This is a genomic window from Paenibacillus sp. CR_12, assembly GCF_041953985.1.
GTDB classification, from domain to species: Bacteria; Bacillota; Bacilli; order Paenibacillales; family Paenibacillaceae; genus Paenibacillus_AQ; species Paenibacillus_AQ lautus_A.
In genome coordinates this window covers 355,893-375,117 of record NZ_JAVFHO010000002.1, presented here as the reverse complement: position 1 = coordinate 375,117, position 19,225 = coordinate 355,893, and the positions used below count along the sequence as shown (strand labels likewise).

General features: G+C 46.0%; 18 protein-coding genes and 1 pseudogene. 18 read left to right on the top strand and 1 reads right to left on the bottom strand.

What is annotated here, in order from left to right:
- Positions 1-33 precede the first annotated feature (33 nt).
- The 6 genes from RB297_RS05380 to RB297_RS05355 all read left to right on the top strand — a co-directional run bounded on the left by RB297_RS05380 (position 34) and on the right by RB297_RS05355 (position 5,813).
- Positions 34-585, top strand: a complete 552-nt coding sequence (locus tag RB297_RS05380; protein WP_375119961.1) for an OsmC family protein — start codon at positions 34-36, stop codon at positions 583-585.
- A 6-nt stretch (positions 586-591) separates the two neighbouring features.
- Positions 592-2,160, top strand: a complete 1,569-nt coding sequence (locus tag RB297_RS05375) for an iron chelate uptake ABC transporter family permease subunit (RefSeq protein WP_375119960.1) — start codon at positions 592-594, stop codon at positions 2,158-2,160.
- A 561-nt stretch (positions 2,161-2,721) separates the two neighbouring features.
- On the top strand, positions 2,722-3,069 hold the full coding sequence (locus RB297_RS05370) for a DUF1048 domain-containing protein (protein ID WP_145038400.1): 348 nt from the start codon (positions 2,722-2,724) through the stop codon (positions 3,067-3,069).
- Between the two features lie 9 nt (positions 3,070-3,078).
- On the top strand, positions 3,079-3,423 hold the full coding sequence (locus RB297_RS05365; protein ID WP_375119959.1) for a DUF1048 domain-containing protein: 345 nt from the start codon (positions 3,079-3,081) through the stop codon (positions 3,421-3,423).
- 382 nt (positions 3,424-3,805) lie between these two features.
- Positions 3,806-4,699: a helix-turn-helix domain-containing protein gene (locus tag RB297_RS05360; RefSeq protein WP_375119958.1), complete on the top strand. Its 894-nt coding sequence runs from the start codon at positions 3,806-3,808 to the stop codon at positions 4,697-4,699.
- Between the two features lie 103 nt (positions 4,700-4,802).
- Entirely contained in the window at positions 4,803-5,813 is a 1,011-nt protein-coding gene (locus tag RB297_RS05355; protein ID WP_375119957.1) for a phytanoyl-CoA dioxygenase family protein, read from the top strand.
- A 228-nt stretch (positions 5,814-6,041) separates the two neighbouring features.
- On the opposite strand, the gene RB297_RS05350 is transcribed toward RB297_RS05355, so the two are convergent.
- Positions 6,042-6,824 carry a helix-turn-helix domain-containing protein gene (locus RB297_RS05350; protein ID WP_375119956.1) on the bottom strand — a complete coding sequence of 261 codons (783 nt, stop codon included), beginning with the start codon at positions 6,822-6,824 and terminating at the stop codon, positions 6,042-6,044.
- Positions 6,825-6,959: 135 nt separating this feature from the next.
- On the opposite strand from RB297_RS05350, the gene RB297_RS05345 reads away from it, so the two are divergent.
- The 12 genes and pseudogenes from RB297_RS05345 (at position 6,960) to RB297_RS05290 (ending at position 19,157) form a co-directional block, all read left to right on the top strand.
- Positions 6,960-8,729, top strand: coding sequence for a glycoside hydrolase family 2 protein (locus RB297_RS05345; RefSeq protein ID WP_213578779.1), 1,770 nt, complete (start codon positions 6,960-6,962; stop codon positions 8,727-8,729).
- A 361-nt stretch (positions 8,730-9,090) separates the two neighbouring features.
- Positions 9,091-9,423 carry a winged helix-turn-helix transcriptional regulator gene (locus tag RB297_RS05340; protein WP_096773909.1) on the top strand — a complete coding sequence of 111 codons (333 nt, stop codon included), beginning with the start codon at positions 9,091-9,093 and terminating at the stop codon, positions 9,421-9,423.
- Between the two features lie 269 nt (positions 9,424-9,692).
- Entirely contained in the window at positions 9,693-10,421 is a 729-nt protein-coding gene (locus RB297_RS05335; protein ID WP_375119955.1) for an NAD(P)-dependent oxidoreductase, read from the top strand.
- A gap of 14 nt (positions 10,422-10,435) precedes the next feature.
- Entirely contained in the window at positions 10,436-10,894 is a 459-nt protein-coding gene (locus RB297_RS05330) for a DUF2269 family protein (protein WP_375119954.1), read from the top strand.
- Positions 10,895-11,270: 376 nt separating this feature from the next.
- Positions 11,271-11,669: a YkvA family protein gene (locus RB297_RS05325; protein ID WP_096774571.1), complete on the top strand. Its 399-nt coding sequence runs from the start codon at positions 11,271-11,273 to the stop codon at positions 11,667-11,669.
- Between the two features lie 341 nt (positions 11,670-12,010).
- Positions 12,011-12,688: a response regulator transcription factor gene (locus RB297_RS05320; protein WP_213578776.1), complete on the top strand. Its 678-nt coding sequence runs from the start codon at positions 12,011-12,013 to the stop codon at positions 12,686-12,688.
- Positions 12,685-14,503 (top strand): annotated as a pseudogene (locus RB297_RS05315) (sensor histidine kinase). Before RB297_RS05320 ends, RB297_RS05315 begins: the two are co-directional and overlap by 4 nt.
- A 162-nt stretch (positions 14,504-14,665) precedes the next feature.
- Positions 14,666-15,376 (top strand): N-acetylmuramoyl-L-alanine amidase family protein, encoded by a 711-nt coding sequence (locus RB297_RS05310; protein WP_375119953.1) that lies wholly within the window; start codon positions 14,666-14,668, stop codon positions 15,374-15,376.
- Positions 15,377-15,392: 16 nt separating this feature from the next.
- Positions 15,393-16,064: a GDSL-type esterase/lipase family protein gene (locus RB297_RS05305; protein WP_375119952.1), complete on the top strand. Its 672-nt coding sequence runs from the start codon at positions 15,393-15,395 to the stop codon at positions 16,062-16,064.
- 35 nt (positions 16,065-16,099) lie between these two features.
- Positions 16,100-17,506: an MBOAT family O-acyltransferase gene (locus RB297_RS05300; RefSeq protein ID WP_375119951.1), complete on the top strand. Its 1,407-nt coding sequence runs from the start codon at positions 16,100-16,102 to the stop codon at positions 17,504-17,506.
- A gap of 357 nt (positions 17,507-17,863) precedes the next feature.
- Entirely contained in the window at positions 17,864-18,658 is a 795-nt protein-coding gene (locus tag RB297_RS05295) for a DHHW family protein (RefSeq protein ID WP_375119950.1), read from the top strand.
- Between the two features lie 4 nt (positions 18,659-18,662).
- Entirely contained in the window at positions 18,663-19,157 is a 495-nt protein-coding gene (locus RB297_RS05290) for a DUF4358 domain-containing protein (RefSeq protein WP_375119949.1), read from the top strand.
- Positions 19,158-19,225 lie beyond the last annotated feature (68 nt).

Genomic DNA, 19,225 nt, shown 5'->3' with positions numbered 1-19,225 from the left:
AAAATCATCAATATTTTAAAGGAGCGAGATACGATGACTACATTAAATGAATATTTAGCGCAAAAGAAAGCGGCGGCGGAGGCCCTGCGTTCTCAAGCGGAGCAAGACCCCAAACCGAATACTTATTCGGCCAAGGTACAAGCGAAAGGCCGCAGCGGCGTTCGTGAAATACGCATACGCGACTTCCAAATCATCAGCGACAGTCCCGAGAATTATGCCGGATATAGCCTCGGTCCTTCATCACCCGAAATTCAGCTTGGCGTACTAGGCAGCTGCCTGACTCATATTACGTTGATTCAGGCAGCGGAACGAGGCGTATCGCTGGAATCCCTTGAAGTCGAAGTCACGGGTCAATTGCACCCGCTTGCCGGCAAACCGGGATACGAGGGTATTCCTATCTATCCGCATAATATCGAATATAAGATTTACATCGTATCCGAAGAATCCGCTGAAACCATCGCCGATCTTCATAAAGCGGTTGAACGCGTATGTCCGATTTACAACCTGTTGAAATATCCGCAGTCGATCTCCGGTGGAGTGGTGCATCGATCGCCTGCCGGACAGCCAGAGGGTTCTTCCCTCTAGAAATGAATGAAATTCCGCCTAACCGGCAGCGTATATGAAACTACCTGGAACCAGGTGCTAACACTGATGCCTTGGACGTTGCTCTGCGGCGGGATCATCTGGTTGAATGCCCGTCATTTGAACATTCACACGCTTGGGGAAGGGATCGCAACCGGCATCGGCGCGGCTGTGCAGCGACAACGCCTATGGCTGCTTCTCATTGCCGTGGGACTTGCGGGATCATCGGTCGCTCTGGTCGGAGCCGTGGGGTTTATCGGCCTGATTGGACCGCAAATAGCTAAAAGGATAAGCCGTCACGATACGATTCGTGGCGGCTTATTCGTGCGAATATCAAAGTTCAACTCACAGTATAATTCTATGATATGGTATTCTACTTACGAATCAAATCCGGACAAGAAACCGTTCGAGTCGGTTAAGGAGGATCGTATGAACATTACCGGTATACAATCTGACTGGAAAGTGGAAAAAATCGAATTCGCCAAGTTAACGGGTGAACGAGCCAGAAGCGCGGGGGCCAATGGCAGAATCGGCGTTCATGGCAAAGGCTGCACAGTGGATATCGCCAGAATTACGATCGATGGACAAACAGGTTACGGCAGCTCGATTCATATGACACCGGAATGGGCCGAAGACATAATAGGCCGCCGTTTGCTTGATTTATTCGATCACCAGGGCAGACTGCGGGAAGCGTATCGATTGCAATTGGAATACCCTGTGCTCGATTGGTTAGGACAGAGACAAGGCAAACCAGTGTATGACTTAGTGTCCGGTGCCCACCTGGAAAAGGGAGCCCCATTGGTTGTCCCCTGCTATGATACCTCTCTATACTTCGACGATTTGCATTTGCCTGATGAGAGGGCAGCGGTCGCGCTGATGCAGGAAGAAGCGATGCAAGGTTATGCGAAAGGCCAACGTCATTTCAAGATTAAGGTTGGCCGAGGCGGACGCCATATGCCGCTCTGGGAAGGGACGAAACGAGATATCGCAATCGTGCGCGGGATCTCGGAAGTGGCAGGTCCCGCAGGCAAGATCATGATCGATGCGAATAATGCCTATAATTTGAACTTAACCAAAGAGGTCTTGGCGGCTTTATCGGATGTGAATCTGTATTGGCTGGAAGAAGCGTTTCATGAGGATGAAGCCTTGTACGAGGACCTGAAGGAATGGCTCGGGCAACGTGGGCAGAATGTGCTTATCGCGGATGGGGAAGGGCTTGCCTCCCCTCATCTTATTGAGTGGGCGACTCGCGGCCGTGTTGATGTACTGCAGTACGATATCATTTGGCCTGGTTTCACGCATTGGATGGAATTAGGCGAGAAGTTGGATGCCCATGGTTTGCGGTCTGCGCCGCATTGTTACGGCAATGCTTATGGCATTTACGCGTCGGGACATTTGTCAGCCGCGGTGCGAAACTTCGAATTTGTGGAATATGACGATATCACGATTGAAGGAATGGATGTATCAGGCTATCGAATCGAAAACGGAGAGATTCATGTTCCGGCCACGCCGGGTTTCGGCATCGTCTTCGACGATGAACTTGTAACTTACCTTATAAACCGATCCGGCTGGTCCTGAGATCCGTTGAGTAATGGCAGCGTGCAACTGAGCAAGCGAAGTGGATTCATAGCCGTGTTCCCAGAACAGAGAAAGTGGAGGGACTTTCTTATCTTATATGAAAATTAGCCGGAGGAACGTTAGTATATAGGAACTATCGCCATGCCTTTAGCAGAACTAGTTCAATCGAATACAAAAAGGCAGCCGTTCATAAAATCGGCTGCCTTTGTTCTACCAACGGCCAGGATTGTTGAACATATAATATCCGTGTCAGAGGAAATGCAATTGACAAACCAACTACTACGTGTTACTTTATAGGGGTAGTAAGTAACACTTCATACCAGTGCTACAGAATAGCCAGGGGTAATTGTGCTGGAAACCTAACGGAATTGCTCAAAGGGATGCTTGAAGGTGTGTCCTTGGAATTATATGCCGCATTGAAACCTACGGCTACGAAATCACGCAGCGACTGAACTCCGTGTTGTGGAGGGAAGGGTGTACGTGGAGCGTCGAGCTGAAAAGGTTCTGGGAAACATGGGAGTTCGTATCATCAACAATAAACGAGTTAAAGGAGAATTAATCATGAATTTTTGGGAAAAAATCACCGGCAGCGACATGACTAAAGAATTTAAAACTTTTGAATCACGAGCCAAGAAGCTGCCGGCTGATTATCAAGCTGCATGGAATGAAATTAATGCCAATCTTTGGCCTCACTCCGATTTCACCGGTCGCAACCTCATGCCAATTCTTGACGGCGTGCTTGGCTTGCTCGAAGAATCGGCGGCGGAAGGTCAGAATGTCCAAGAGGTTTTGGGTAACGATATCAAAGGTTTCTGTTCAGCGCTAGCCGGCGAAGAAGGCGCAAAGTCTTTTCGTGACAAGTGGCGCGAGCAGCTCAACAATAATATCGCTAAAAAATTAGGTAAATAGGAGGATAACATGAGAATACAAGATATCATCGAAGGCAAAAAAGAGTGGCGAGCGCATGTGGCGCGTGTCAAAGCACTCCCGAAAGATTATCAGATTGTTTATAAAGAGATTCAAAAATATCTCTTTAAGGTCGGCCCTGTTGAACTAACCGACGGGACGGGTTTGCTCTCGGGGATTATCGATCTTTTTGAAGAGGGCGCGGCCGTGGGAAAAGGCGTACTCGAAGTAACGGGCAGTGACGTAGCGGGTTTCTGCGACGATCTTATCAAAGATTCAAAAACTTACGCTGATATCTATCAAGAATCATTTGACCAAAGCAAGGCCATAAAAAAGATTACGGATAAAACAAAGTAAAAGTGGGATATCGGGATGGAAACAGTAATTGAAGTTTCATGCACAAATAGCCATCCCGGGATGCGGAACTATAAACAGTTTTGGCGAAGAGTAAATCAGAGGACAGGAATATGATGACTTTGAAATTCGAACGATAGTCGGCTTTATTTGTTAGACGTATATAAGGGAGCTGGCCAATGCTAGTTCCTTTCGCTTTTTGTCCCTTCTTGATTCCCGTCGTCATACTGGCAAAAAGATCGTCCATATGATTTTCGACAGTTATTTCCTTACTCATACGAGTTAAGTGGTGTAGCATATAATTGAAACCGTTTTAAATGGAACTTATAACTTGTGCCCTGCGTCATATTATGTAGAACAAACGGAAGGAATGGGAGGTTATACGTTGTCGCTAACGCTGCCCGCACTTCATGTCATGGGGGATATCACCGTTAACAAGGGATCCGTTCTGGGGGTGCGAACGATTGATGATTTCGAATTGGTATTCTTTCCGACGGGCTCCCGTACCGTTTACGAAAACGACCGGGGTGAATTTCTGCTGGATCGGCCCGGCATTGTATTCACCTGTCCCGGAGAGCCGCATAGGTACCGGTTTGATCCGCTCGTTCCCACCAGGCATTTATATGTCCACTTCGAACATGCAGCATTCCGGGAAACCTTCTGCAGACAAGACGATAGCCGAGGGGAATGCCAGGACTGGTCGGTGATTGCCGGGGGAAGTCTTGTTCCCTCCCTGTTGAAACAAATGCTCAAAATTGTGCATGTAAAACCCCGCGGCTGGCAGAGAAGAGGAGCCATTTTGCTACTGAGCGTACTGGAGGAATGGCAGGCGATCGATGAAGACGATTCACTCTCTTCCATGAACCTGCCTGCCCCGATTATCAAGGCATTGGATTATATGGAACAACATCTTCATCACCAAATTACCATTGAAGAGATTGCGGGCAGTTCCGGCTGGACTCATGAGCACTTTACCCGAATGTTTGTCCGCTGGATTGGGATCCCTCCCCAGAAGGCTTTGCTGGAACGCCGTCTACGTAGAGCGGAACAGCTATTAATCCAAGCGGAGCGAACGATCAAACAAATCGCTTACGATGTCGGGTTTGCCGATGAGCACTATTTCTCACGCATGTTCAAACGGACACGCGGTGTCACTGCCGTGGAATTCCGCGATCGTTTTGCGGATCCGTTATTTCGTCAGTTGGCCATGACCGAAGAAGAGGAGTCCGCTTATCCCTTGAACCGGCATTTTGTCGCTCTGAATCAGGAACGGACATGATAACGGATATCAAATCAGTCCACCGTTTTCCGTGTCCTCTCCATTGAGAACGCTTTCGGAATCCTTCACACTTAAGGTAATCAATTCTTGTGGAGGGATCAGCATGGGGCAGACTTATGTACCTAAGGCCAAACTAAGAGAAGGCCGTTATTATGTAACGGTAGAGCAATACAAGCACTATCACAGAGATGGTTTCCTTATTGTTGAAGGACTGTTGGATCCGAAAGAAATAGAGCATTATGCAGCGTGGGCAGAGAGACTGCGGATTGAACATGAGGGGAAACGTGAAGAGGCATCTACGGAAGATAAGGACCCTCTCAAATCGGAGTTTGCCGAGAAAACGAGGGTTCATATGATCTCCCGCGTCCACCCGGAAGGGGAGCAGCTGATGCTTCATCCCCGGATTTTGGATGTGCTTGAGGCGCTTATCGGGCCCGATGTCTATGCTCTGCAATCGATGATGTTCTTTAACCCGCCGGGAAAAGGGGGGCAAGGTTGGCATCAGGATGCATATTACATCAAGACCCATCCCGACACACTAATCGGAGCCTGGATTGCCCTGGAGGAGGCCGATGAAGAGAATGGGTGTTTGTGGGTCGTTCCCGGTTCCAATCACGAACCGATTTACCCACCGCCAGGGGATAACGGCGGCAGTGTTCATGCTAAAGAAGCATTCACCGATCTCCATTCCGTGGAGAATGTCAGTCACCTCGACGATGAGGTCAACACGTTATCCAAAGTGGTGTCCAATTATCCGGCCCCCATTCCAGTGCGAATGAAGCCTGGAGATGTGCTGTTCTTTGATTCCCATTTGTTCCACCGTTCATATCGGAACCGAACGAAGGACCGTTATCGCCGCTCCTATGTGTGCCATTATTGTAACGCTCGGTCATTCGTTCCGTGGGACCATGACGGTTATGAAGGCGAAAGCGGGAATTACCGCCAGATATTGGCCCGCGGCCGGACGCATCTTGCTTATGCGGAACCGATATTTGATACCCCGGTAGATATTACGCAGCACGATGAGATACCCGAATCATCCAGCGTGACGTTGATGGGCATGGATGACGGCATGATGCTGCCTGTCGTACAGGTGAAAAAAGAACAGGATTAGAGGTGAAAATAGCATAAGAGGAAAAGTCCCTCAGTTCAATGCTTGAACTGAGGGACTCATTATTTTGCAAACAGAAACGGACTAGCGTTCGACCATAAGCTAGTCCGTTTCTGTCTGCATCGAGTCACAAATCGCGTTGATTATTTGCCTCGAAAACACTGTACAATACGCGCACGTTGATTCCTTTTCTGAAGTAATGAGGAGAGAAAATAGAATTATTGCCTACCATCAGCCAGCCCTTCCTCTGTATTCACTCGGAGTTAGTCCTACGTATTTTTTGAATTGCCGCATAAAATGTACATCGTTCTCATAACCGCATATTCCAGAAATATGGCTGATCGCATACGAAGTGTTCTTCAGTAAATAAGAGGCATATCCTAGTCTGTTAAGGATGATATCGTTAATTACCGATATGCCAAAGATTTGTTTGTACATATGCTGGAAATACGACCGACTCATATTCATCTTGTCCGCCAAGAACTCGACCGTATACCAAGTAGAAGGAGAATTGAAAACTTCATTTCTCAGCTTCAGGAACTGATCGTAGTATTTACTAATCTGATGGTGTGGCTCCAAATGATTTCGAATATCGCTAAGCTTCATGAACAGGCAGCGAATGGTATTATCGATGATCTCATTTCGGAAGGTTCCGTTCTGCAGATTCTCCCAATGAATATCATTCACTTTTCTGGAAATATAGAAGGGGTCGTATGCTTTGAATAAGGTATCTAAAGGGAGATTCAGGCGATCAAAAAAAGCCTCTGCGTCCTCCATATCAAAGTGAAACCAGTCATGGACCAGAGGTTGTTCAGCATGCTGGTAGAAATACGGGCTGTCTTTGTTAAAAATAATAAAGGTATTAGGTTCAACAAATACAGCCTGCGAATGAATCTTAAGCTCCATTTTGCTCCGGAAGAATAAAAAGACGTAATCCCCGGAGCCGTCCGGGCGGTCAACAGTGAAGCCTTCCGGATGAATCACGTTATATCCACATCGGTTTAGATGTATCAATGATTTCCACTCCTAGAAAGGATAATAGATCAGTCAAAGGATAGGATAAATCATTTTTTTCTCAGATCAAGATAGTAATCTGTGATAAGAAATACAGATTATACATCAGTTATTAGAGAGAGGATAGGTGCTAAAATGCCCACAGCAGCTACGAAATTTTATATAAAAAACTATCCGAGACCCCAATTTGTACGGAGCCAGTGGCTGGATCTGAACGGAGCGTGGGATTTCTGTTTCGATGATGAAAAAGCCGGTGTTGCGGAACGCTTTATGGACCATTTTCCCGCTGCACAAAAAATAAACGTTCCCTTTACCTATGAAACCCAGGCGAGCGGAATCGGCGAGGAGACATTCCATGCGCAGATTTGGTATCGCAGAAAACTGACACTTTCCCCAGAAGCGGAAGGGAAACAAACGATCCTGCATTTCGAAGGCGTGGATTATAAAGCTACCTGTTGGGTGAACGGTGGTTTTGCGGGGGAGCATGAAGGGGCGTATGCTCGGTTTTCATTGGATATTACCGACCTCCTCAAGCAAGACGCCGAAAATGAAATTGTGCTGAAAGTGGAAGACAGCGATAGCTGTCTGCAGCCTCGGGGCAAACAGCGCTGGGCCGGACGAAATCATGATTCGTTTTATGTGCAGACGACAGGCATTTGGAAAAGCGTCTGGCTCGAACATGTCCATGACACCCGCTTGGATAAGGTGAAAATGACACCGGACATCGACCGCCAAATGATTCGGTTCGACTTCCGCTTTAACGGGACGAAAAACAAAAAAGATCTCCGGCTGGAGACAGAAATCACATTTAAAGGCGAAACGGTAAGAAAGCTGAGCCTTTCGGTGGACAGAGCCTGGCTGACGGTGGAAACAAGCATGATGAGCGGCATCAACGGGCCATGGCTGCAGAACATGTGGTCTCCGGGCAATCCCAATCTGTTTGATGTGGAGTTTGTGCTGTATGAAGGAGAACGGGAGATCGACCGGGTGGGTTCATATTTCGGCATGCGCAAAATCTCGATCCGAGACGGACAAATTCTTCTGAACAATATTCCCCTTTACCAAAGATTGATTCTGGATCAGGGATACTGGAACGAAAGTCATCTGACGCCTCCGTCCGAAGAAGCGCTGATCGAAGATATCGAGGCGATCGCCGAAATGGGCTACAACGGTTTGCGCAAGCATATGAAAATTGAAGACGCTCGTTTCCTATACTGGTGTGACGTCAAAGGTATGCTGGTCTGGTCCGAAATGGCGGCTGCTTTTGAATATAACGATGAGTCCGTGGAACGTTTTACAAAGGAATGGATTGAAGTTGTGCAGCAGCAATACAATCATCCCTGCATTATTACCTGGGTACCATTTAATGAATCCTGGGGCATTCAGAATATTATCCATGACGATCGGCAGCAAAAATTTACGGAAGGTATTTATTATTTGACCAAATCTATTGATCCTTATCGCCCAGTCATCACTAATGATGGATGGGAGCACACCATTTCTGATATTTTGACTCTTCATGATTATGTGGAGCGTGGCGAAGATTTGTACGAAACATACAAGGATAAAGACGCGATTACGGGTAGCAACGGTGCGTACAACGAGTGGAAATTTGCGTTCGCCCAAGGCTACAGTTATAAAGGGCAACCGATTATCATCAGCGAGTTTGGCGGGATTGCATTCAGGAGCGAGCATGGCTGGGGTTACGGCAATCAGGTTGAGAGTGAGGAAGCTTTCCTGGAGCGATTCGCCAGCATAACCGGAGCGATTAAAGCAGTTCCGTTTATCTCCGGTTACTGTTATACGCAGATTACGGACGTTCAGCATGAGGTTAACGGCCTGCTTACCGAAGACCGAAAACCGAAAGTGTCGCTGGAAAAGATCCGGGAGATTAATTTGGGGTAGGGAAGCAGGGAAGAAAAAAGAGTACTAAGAAAAGACAAAACAAAAGATAATGCAGGTTTGTATAATGATGGCAAGCAGTCCACCCTAGGTGAATGACAAATTCCGAAGCGGTCGCGGATAGCCACGGAAGGTTGGGGTGCCAGTGTCCTCGGCGTTATTTTTTGACAGCTCGTTCCAGTATGGTTCCCACAAGGAAAACAATTAATATTATCAAATTAGCGATAAATGTCCAAGTCATAACAGTAATACCATCGGCGATTAGAATGGTTTCTGATTGACTTGATGGTATCCGCAATGTAAAATTTTGTTATATTAATATCGGATAATACACGTACTCAAAAGTAAGGGGGATGATTGATCCATGATTCATCAGCGCGAATGTCCAGTCGAAACACTCCTGCATGTTCTAGGCGGCAAATGGAAGCCATTGATTTTATGGCATTTGATTGAATCCACAAAGCGATTCAACGATCTGGAAAAGCTTATACCTGATGTTTCACAAAAAATGCTTTCCCAACATCTCCGAGATTTGGAACGCGAAGGCATAGTCGACCGAACGGTCTACCCTGCTATCCCTCCAAAAGTTGAATATTCCCTTAGCGAATACGGCAGAACATTGATTCCTGTAGCAGAAGTCATGTGTGCTTGGGGAGAAAATCATAATAGACGGAAGTATGAAGAGTCAGCGTCATAAAGCTGATTTAATGAAATCGAATCTAATTCAATCAACCCATAACAGAAGCTGCCACGGAATTCCGGGCAGCTTTTTTCGTCTACAGCCGCACAATCTGCCACAAGATTTTTCTTATCGTCCCGACCTCCGCGCACAATATGGGTTCTCTTTCTGTGAAGCTTACTTTTAAGTAAGCACCCTACTTTAAAGTGGGTTCTTAACATCTTTTTGAAGCGATGCTAAGCTTGAGTCAACCAAATATTGGAGCCGTTAAAGAGGAGGAAAGAACAATGAACATTATTGTTTTTGGAGCGACGGGGAATACGGGGAAGAGAGTGCTGGCACAAGGAATAAAAATGGGGCATAAAATGACCGCGTTTGTGCGGAATTCCGAGAAGCTTTATGATCAACTAGGTGAGCCTTCCGCAAAACATGTGAAGGTGATCGTGGACGATATGTTGAAGACAGTGTGCGTCAGCGAGGCGCTTGCGCATCAAGACGCCGCTATTATTGCGGCCGGTCATGCGGGACAGGGGGAAGAGTTTGTTCGTATCGTCGATAACATCATAAGCCAATGTGAATTGGAGCCTAGTTTCTCTGGGCGGGTATGGGTCATGGGAGGAGCCGGTCTGCTGGATATTCCATATACCGATCTGATCGGCAACCATTTACCCGGCTTCCCACCCGAGTATAAAAATCACAACCTGAATTTCGAAAGGCTGCAACGGACTGGGCTCGATTGGTCCATGATGTGTCCGGGAACCATGATGGATTCAAGAGAGCATCCAGATCCGGTTCATCTACATGTAACAGCGGAAACCTTGCCCGTTCCGATGTCGGAGACGATCAAGGAATATTCCGAGGCAGAAATAGCCGGTCATTTGTTCAGCCGATTTCAAGAACTCAATGTTGCTTATGACGATGTTGTAATGTGTATGCTCAACCATCTTGAGCTCGGAGGAGCATTTAAAAGGAAAAGGGTCGGGCTAGCCTATCAAAGCAAGATTTCGGTGCGCTGAGGAGAAGGGGGAGCATGGGTTTGTTTGGATTACTGCTCGTTTTGCATATATTGGCTACGATCGCCATCATTGGTCCCGCTTTCGTAATTCCCATCATTCGAAGATCCGCTAGAACCGTCGGCCAGCTGCACTTTACTTTTGGTATAACGACCAAACTTGCCATCATACCTAAAATGGGCGGCATTCTGCTTATTGTAACCGGGGTTTGGCTTATGATCATAACCAAAATGGGGATATCCCAAATGTGGCTGAATGCGTCTATCCTTTTATCGCTCCTCATGATCGTCCTCATCGACGGATGGATCGAGCCGCGTTTGAAAAAGATCATCAAGCTCATATCTGAAAATCAAGACCAGAGTCATGAAATACCCGCCGAGTTCGGACTGCTGCTCAAAAAGATCGTCCCCATCGAGACGGCAGCACAGCTGATGATGATTGCCATATTGGTGCTTATGGTCGTAAAGCCTTTTTAAAAAGCCGATGGAGCGTCTTAACTCACTTTTATAGCCACATGATTTTGGTGATATAATTAGGAAAGTGCTGGGTTAAGAGAAAAGGCGGTCATTGAAATTGGGATTTTAAAAGCGGGTTATGGTCAAGACCAATTGAGTTCTGATAAGTTAGCTGAATTAATAATACTTTCTGGAGAACTATCTAATTATCGTTCTCGCGTTCGTGATGTCGGTATAAAATGAAGCCAAAATTCACTGGCAGTTTGACGAAAGATAAGGGAATGAGATAGCCAAGAAACGGCAGCCGATCCAGCTGCCGTTTTCTGAAATAAGGAACATCATTTGTTCCGTTAATGAGCGGCGCCAGGGGACATAGCAAATGATGTTGGAGGTCTTTATGAGAGAAGCGAAGGTACTAACAAAAGCAAAGAATAAGGCAAGAGAAATTAAACGAAATGTTTTTGTTTTGTTCCTGGCCTATAAAGATCCAAGAGTACCGTGGTTCGCAAAGTTGTTTGCGGTGTTAGTGGTTGCCTATGCTTTCAGTCCGATCGATTTGATACCGGATTTCATTCCCGTTTTAGGTTATCTTGATGATTTGATCATCGTGCCTTTAGGAATTACGATCGCGCTTAAAATGATTCCACAATCGGTTATTGAAGAATGTAGAGCTAAAGCGGAGGAGATCAGGAAGCAGGGAAAACCGAGAAACTGGGTGACTGGCGCGTTATTCATTTTGATTTGGGTATTAATCGCCGTATGGGTCGGAAGCATCTGCTATAAATTATTCACTTAAGGTAGGTTATAACTGCTCTTAATTGCATCTTTTCACCTTATGATCAACTCGCTGTTTACGGATTACAGCAAAGTGCTCACTTGCTATTTATTGTGCTTCCGAGATACCAATTTAAAGTCGCTATTTTAGCGGCTTTTTTTGTTTGTCTGCCGAAAAGAGCAAAAACATGGTCCAATTTCGCCTAATAATAGAGAGGAAACCAATGACCTTGGGAGGTGTCTCCTGGTCTCGGTTCAACGTTTGTCTAGTGTAAAAAAAAGTGATAGTATCCAAATGAAACGCATTGGCGTGAGTCTAAAGGTAGATCTCATGCCAGATTAGAACACTTGCGAGGTAGTCATATGGCAAAAACAATAATGATTGTAGAAGATGAGCAGATTTTGCGAGAAATCGTAAAAGATTATTTGCTTGAAGAGGGTTATGCAGTGCTTGAAGCGGACGATGGCAAAAAAGCTTTGGCGCTTTTCCAGGAATATGAGCTGGATCTGATCATTCTGGATATCATGCTCCCTGAGTTGGACGGATGGTCCGTATGCAAACGCATCCGAAAAGTATCAAACGTTCCGATTATTATGCTGACGGCCCGTTCGGATGAGGATGATACCTTGATGGGGTTTGAACTGGGAGCCGACGACTACGTAACCAAACCGTACAGCCCTCCAATCTTGCTGGCACGGGCAAAGCGGCTTTTGGAGAGCAGACAGACCCGGGAACAAGTAGACGATATATTGTCCAGCAACGGTATTTCCATCCACTTCCCATCCCGAACGGTTACGGTGGATGGGGTAAACTGCAGTTTGACGCATACCGAATTTGAAATTTTGGCTTATCTGATGATAAACAAAGGAATTATTATCACCAGAGAACAGCTGATTACAAAAATCTGGGGGTATGATTTCGTCGGTGACGATCGGACCGTCAACAGCCATATCCGTAATTTGCGTTTCAAGCTAGGGGAGCATGCCAAGCATATTGCCACGATCGTTCGATCAGGTTATAAATTCGAGGAGAAGTTATGAAACAAGGCATTGTCCTTAAGCTGTTCCTATTAACGACGGGATTATGCTTGTTCATTCTTGCCGTAATTTTTATAGGGCAAACCGTATTTTTCAAACAGTTTTATGTTCATCAGAAAGTGAAGGACGTGAACGCGGCGCTTCAGGCTTATGAACATAGCGACTTGAATCGTGCCGCGAACGCCCAAGAGATGGTCAAGATCGAGCAAGACTTCTATCAAAAGAACAACACATGGATCGCAACGCTGGACGCACGGGGGAATCTGAAATATACCGAAGATTACATTATGGAAATCAAGCTGGAACATTCGGATGATGCCATGTTCTCCAATAAAACGTTGATCGTACCTCTATACAGTTTTATCAATGTAGAGGACTTCAGCAGCAATAATCCGTTCCTCACTCCTTGGATTAAAGAAGGGGAAGAGATCGCCATGGAAGGCTTGATCATGAATGGCCAGCCAGTTATCCAGCGGATGGCGATGCACGCATACAATCTGAGAGAGGAAAACCAGCTGGAAAATCGGCAGATGGTGAACAAAGAGGGCGAGGTCGTCGATCGAACGAACGTGATCCAATATCGTGAAAAATATCCTACATTTCTAGTCAAAGGAACCATTACGAAAGTTCGGATACCGGAAGGCGCAGGAGTCTCGCGTTATAGCAATCACCTGTTGCTGGAACGTATTAAAGCTTTCCAAGCGGATCTTTTGTATGGCGACTGGCAGGAGAGCAATAACGCTAATCAGATCGTAGATTATGAAGAAAACCATGTGGACTATAAAATTTTCGTGGACCGCATTCAAGATCGCGACGGGAATCCCGCATATCTGTTTGCGATGACGTCACTCCAGCCTGTTAATGAAGCCGCAGGGATGATCAAGGAATACTATGTGTACATCATTATTGCCACTCTGCTTCTCGTGGTGCTGGCATCGTTCTATTATTCTCGTCAGATCACCAGGCCGCTGCTGCGCATCAACCGTACCACGCGGCAAATGGCAGACCTTGATTTTTCGGAAAAAATCCCAATTACAACGAAGGATGAAATCGGGGACTTGTCGCGCAACATTAACGAGCTCTCCGAGCGCCTGCACTCTCATATTCTTCGGCTTGAGCAGGACATCGAGAAAGAGAAGCAGCTGGAGAATACGAGAAAAGAATTTATATCCGGCGTATCCCATGAGCTGAAAACGCCTCTAAGCGTCATTCAGAGCTGCCTGGCCATTATGAAGGACGGGGTGGCAAGCCACAAAAGGGATTATTACTTCAAGGCGATGGAGGACGAAGTCAAGAGAATAGATCTGCTGATCGTGGATATGCTGGAATTGGCCAAATATGAATCCGGAACGTATACCATGGATATGGATTCTTTTTATATCGACGACGTAATCGAGCGGGTATGCGCAAAATTGGCTGCGGACATCGAGGCCAAGCAATTACATTTTGATATGTCACTGAAACCTGTCGAAGTGTTTGCAAATGAGCGGCGAATTGAGCAAGTCGTCGTCAATTTCCTCGGTAACGCAATTCGCTATACGCCGGAGCAGGAGTCCATTCTCGTCAGTATGTTGCAGGATGGGGACACCGTTAAAGTTTGCATCGAAAATAAAGGAGCCAGCATTCCTGGCGAACAGCTTGAGAAGATCTGGGACCGGTTTTATCGCGGCGAACCTTCCCGAAAGCGGTCGACTGGAGGGACGGGGCTTGGCCTCGCCATCTCCAAAAAGATTCTGGATATGCATGGTGTTTCCCTATGGTGTAACCAATACGCCCAATGGGGTCCTATTCTATTTTCATTTGAATAAGAAAGCGTAGAATCCGATTCTGCGCTTTTTTTATTTAAGGAGGCCTTCCTCAATTATCATTTTTACTTGAGTTTTGAAGAGGATCACGAATCTATAAATCGATTTGATATGATCTGCACTTCATCTTGATCTCAAATGAGTAGACTCTTTTTTCGGAGGGAGGAAAAAGAGTATGAGAAAAGCCGTACTGACGTTAGCGTTTTTGTTGTCCGTGGTGATGGTCTTGCTGTACAGCATCCATTCGGGAGATGGGGCCGCAGGTCGCGGCAAGAGCGAGCAAAACTATCGGATGAAGAGCCTATTAGGTGAAAACAGTAGTGTATCTTATCAGGCGGGGACGCCGTACAAAATCGTCATCGATCCCGGGCATGGCGGCAAAGATCACGGAGCGACTGGCGCCAGTGGAAAATTCGAAAAAGATTTTACGCTGCAGGTAGCGCGTAAGGTAGAAGAACTGGCGAAACAAGAACAGCTGATTGAGGTGTATCTCACCCGCTCAGATGATCGTTTTATGTCTTCGGTTGACCGGGAACGGCCGGAAATTGCCAATCAACTGGGTGCGGATTTGTTCATATCCATTCACGGGAATACATATGAAGACCCTGGCGTTTCAGGTACTGAAACCTACTACTACTATGAAGATTCCCAGTTCTTGGCGGAAATTATGCAAAAGCATGTGGTTCAAACCAGCGGATTTCGGGACAGGGGAGTAAAAAAAGAGGATTTCTTCGTCTTGAAGGACACCAACATGCCGGCGGCTCTAATCGAAATGGGTTATTTAACGAATCCGCAAGAAGAGAATGAAATGCTGACGGAAGATTTCCAATACCGGGTGGCAAGCTCCATTCTGGATGGAATGATAGAAGCTCTAAATTTAAAGTAAAGTGAGGAATATGAACATGAAAAAAATAGTTGCAAGCTTACTCCTTGGTAGCATTACCCTTGCCTTGGCAGCATGCGGAAATGAATCTACATATCCGCAGCAATCGCCCCCTCAAAACGAAGAACAGGTAACGGAATCAAAAGGCCTAGTCGATAGCGCGTATCAGGCACTCTTCCAGGACAGCGTATTTTTTGGGGATTCCATTACGGAGGGCTTATCTTTCCATGATGTGCTTCAAGAGGAGAATGTCCTGGCAGGCGCAGGAAAAACGGCGGAGTTTGCACTTCAAGATATGGATGAGTTGACCAAGCGGGATCCGAAACGAATCTTTATCCACTTGGGTTCGGATGACATTTTATGGCCTACGGATAACCCCAAAGCCTATTCCATGAAAAACTATGCGAAGCTGATCGACACGATCAAAGAAAAACTTCCACAAGCAAAAATTACGCTTCTAACGGTAACCCCGGTAACGGCAGAAGCAGAGCAAAAGGAACCCAGATACAAGAACATCAACGATTATAACCAAGGATTAAAAGAGCTGGCCGATGAGGAGAACCTTGGAATTGTTGATTTGTCCCCGATCTTTTCAAACGGCTCAAATGATCTGTACGACTCGGACGGCATTCATTTTAAACCGGAGTTTTACGCTAGAATGCTGGATCTGCTAAAAGATCAAGCAGAATAGTATGCAAAAGATCTGCCAAATTGGGGGTGTGAATATTGGTCTTTAGCAGCCTAATATTTCTGTTCCTTTTTCTCCCGGTAACCATACTGATTTATTACATATCCCCAATGAAACTTCGAAATGCTGTTCTGCTTGTCGTCAGCCTGATCTTTTACGCGTGGGGCGAGCCGCTGTACATTTTCATCATGATTTTCTCCACGGTCTTCGATTATATCAACGGGCTGCTGATCGATAAGTACAGACATCGGAAGCGGATTGCCCGATCGATTTTTATCGGCTCGATGGTCGGTAGTTTGGGAATTCTCGGCTTTTTCAAATATGCGGATTTTGTCGTGGACAACATCAATCAGTTGTTTCATATGAATATCCGAGCCACTGATCTGCCGCTCCCTGTGGGCATATCTTTCTATACCTTTCAAACGATGTCATATGTCGTTGACGTTTACTTGGATAAAGTACCGGTACAGAGGAATTTCATCTCATTTGGTGCATATGTGACGATGTTCCCGCAGCTAGTAGCGGGTCCCATTGTCAAATACGGCGATATCGCGGAACAGCTCGTTTCCCGTAAGGTGTCGCTGGACCGTTTTGGCGAAGGGGCGGAGCTGTTCATCAGGGGACTTGCCAAAAAAGTGCTGCTGGCGAACAATATCGGATTATTGTGGGCGAGTGTTAAAGCGACGCCGATCGAGGAACTGAGCGTACTCTCCGCCTGGCTGGGCATTGCCGCATTTACTCTGCAAATCTATTTTGATTTCAGCGGTTACTCGGATATGGCCCGCGGACTTGGTAAAATGTTCGGATTTGATTTCATGGAAAACTTTCGTTATCCCTACATCTCAAGAAGTGTAACCGAATTTTGGCGAAGATGGCATATCTCGCTCGGCAGCTGGTTTAGGGAGTACGTATACATACCGCTTGGGGGTAATCGATCAGGGCTCATGAAGCAGCTCCGGAATTTACTGGTCGTATGGTTTTTAACCGGGTTATGGCATGGCGCCAGTTGGAACTTTATCGTGTGGGGCTTGTATTTCGGGTTCTTTATGATCATCGAGAAACGATTTCTTTTGCAAAGTCTTGGACGCTGGCCCGCTTTTGTCGGCCATGTCTACACGCTTCTGGTCGTTATGATCGGCTGGGTATTGTTCGAAATGGAGCATCTGGCTTCCGCTTGGCATTTCATTGGCGCGATGTTCGGTTTCGGCGGGCATGCTTTTGCGGATCAGCAGGCGCTCTATGATTTGTCTACGAATGTTGTATGGTTTGTCGTGTTGGCCATCTGTGCAACTCCGCTTCCTGGAAAGGTGTTATCTTGCATGAAGGAAAAGTGGGAAATTGCCAGCATGATTACCGTTCCACTTATCTATTTTGTATTCATGGTCCTGTCGACAGCTTATCTGGTCAATGAAACCTACAATCCGTTTTTATATTTTCGATTTTAAAAGGGGACAGCCATGGGATATTACAAAAATTTCAAAAGTAAAGTGCTGGCCTTATTGCTGATCCTGTTTATAAGCGTAATCGCAATTCTTAATCTTTTGGCGGCGGATCGTTCATTTTCGGAATCGGAAAACCGGATGCTGGAGCAGCTGCCGCATTTCTCGCTGAAAACATTGGTGTCAGGAGATTTCACTGCTGATTTCGAAAAATATGTGTCGGACCAATTTGTTTTCAGAGACTTTTGGATCGGGGCCAAAACCGATACGGATCGGTTCATGGGAAAAAAGATGAGCAACGGAGTTTACCTAGGAACAAACGGGTATCTGATTCAGGATGTCATTTCCCCGGCGGAAGAGGATTTGAAAGAGAAGATTGAGGCCATTCATGCGTTTGACCAGGCCACGCCGGACATGCAAAAATATGTGATGCTTGCGCCAACGGCAGCAGCTCTATATCAAGACAAACTTCCGAAATATGCTGTCATCGGCGATCAAGAAGCATACCTGAACAAAGTAAAGCAATGGCTGCATCCCAATATTCGTTTTATTGATGTTTTCCCAAGTTTATATGCTGAGCGTGACCAACCCATCTTTTATCAGACGGATCATCATTGGACAACCCAAGGCGCATATGTAGCCTACTTGGAGCTATGCAGGCAAATGGGGTTAACACCGCAAAATGAGGAAGAGTTTAATATCCAGCAAGTTACGGATGAATTTTACGGCTCGCTTTATTCAAAAAGCGGTTTCAGACATGTACAGCTCGATCGTTTGGAGCTTTATTTGCCAAAGGATCAAGAGAGATATACCGTAACGTATGTCGATGAAGAGAAGACCGCGGATTCATTGTATGCGATGGAGCAGCTGCAAAGAAAGGATAAATATGCGGTGTTTCTTAACGGTAACCATGCACGAATCCATATTAAAACGGCTAATCCAAACGGTAGAAAGCTGCTGGTGGTCAAAGATTCATACGCTAACAGCCTCATCCCTTTCTTATTGAAGCATTTTAGCGAAATTGATGTAGTTGACCTTCGGTATTATGAGGAAGACTTGGCGTCGTTCGCGAACGATCAGGGGATCCAGAACATGCTGTTGCTATATAATGCGAATACGTTTTTTGAAGACCCCTCCATAAAAAATGTAACGGAGTGATCACATGAAAAAACAATGGAACGGGAAAAGAAGTTTTTCTCCCGTTATGCTTGCATTCATCGTCGTAATTGGCGTTTTGTCCGGATGCGCAGGCAAGAATGACAAGATTTCAGAACAACAGTCAGCCACCGAAATCGGGAAAAGTATCGAACAGGCAGTGAGTCTAAAAGAAATGAAACAGCAGGATCTGAATAAGCTGCAGAAATTGTATAATATCGATGCAGACAGTGTGGATGATTTTATTCTATATACGTCTACTTCGAATGTAAAAGCCGACGAATTGGCCGTCATCAAGCTGAAGGATGAGAGGAAAGCAGAAAGCGTCAAAGACAAAATTGAACAACGAATCGAAACGCAAAAAATGAAATTCAAGGACTATCGCCCGGATGAATATTATCTGGTCGAACATCATGTGTTAAAGACGAAGGGGAAATATGTATTCTTGGCGGTTTCTAAAGAAGCCGATTCAATGGAACGTGCGTTTGATAGCTTATTTTGAAGAAATGTCGAGGGACAAGAAACATGCACCCATTGAAAGTCGCTATTTTAGCGGCTTTTTTTGTTTTG

Excerpts from the sequence above, each read along its gene's own strand:
- RB297_RS05380 (WP_375119961.1), top strand. The coding sequence starts at position 34 with ATGACTACATTAAATGAATATTTAGCGCAAAAGAAAGCGGCGGCGGAG.
- RB297_RS05375 (WP_375119960.1), top strand. The coding sequence starts at position 592 with ATGAAATTCCGCCTAACCGGCAGCGTATATGAAACTACCTGGAACCAG.
- RB297_RS05370 (WP_145038400.1), top strand. The coding sequence starts at position 2,722 with ATGAATTTTTGGGAAAAAATCACCGGCAGCGACATGACTAAAGAATTT.
- RB297_RS05365 (WP_375119959.1), top strand. The coding sequence starts at position 3,079 with ATGAGAATACAAGATATCATCGAAGGCAAAAAAGAGTGGCGAGCGCAT.
- RB297_RS05355 (WP_375119957.1), top strand. The coding sequence starts at position 4,803 with ATGGGGCAGACTTATGTACCTAAGGCCAAACTAAGAGAAGGCCGTTAT.
- RB297_RS05345 (WP_213578779.1), top strand. The coding sequence starts at position 6,960 with ATGCCCACAGCAGCTACGAAATTTTATATAAAAAACTATCCGAGACCC.
- RB297_RS05340 (WP_096773909.1), top strand. The coding sequence starts at position 9,091 with ATGATTCATCAGCGCGAATGTCCAGTCGAAACACTCCTGCATGTTCTA.
- RB297_RS05335 (WP_375119955.1), top strand. The coding sequence starts at position 9,693 with ATGAACATTATTGTTTTTGGAGCGACGGGGAATACGGGGAAGAGAGTG.
- RB297_RS05330 (WP_375119954.1), top strand. The coding sequence starts at position 10,436 with ATGGGTTTGTTTGGATTACTGCTCGTTTTGCATATATTGGCTACGATC.
- RB297_RS05325 (WP_096774571.1), top strand. The coding sequence starts at position 11,271 with ATGAGAGAAGCGAAGGTACTAACAAAAGCAAAGAATAAGGCAAGAGAA.
- RB297_RS05320 (WP_213578776.1), top strand. The coding sequence starts at position 12,011 with ATGGCAAAAACAATAATGATTGTAGAAGATGAGCAGATTTTGCGAGAA.
- RB297_RS05310 (WP_375119953.1), top strand. The coding sequence starts at position 14,666 with ATGAGAAAAGCCGTACTGACGTTAGCGTTTTTGTTGTCCGTGGTGATG.
- RB297_RS05305 (WP_375119952.1), top strand. The coding sequence starts at position 15,393 with ATGAAAAAAATAGTTGCAAGCTTACTCCTTGGTAGCATTACCCTTGCC.
- RB297_RS05290 (WP_375119949.1), top strand. The coding sequence starts at position 18,663 with ATGAAAAAACAATGGAACGGGAAAAGAAGTTTTTCTCCCGTTATGCTT.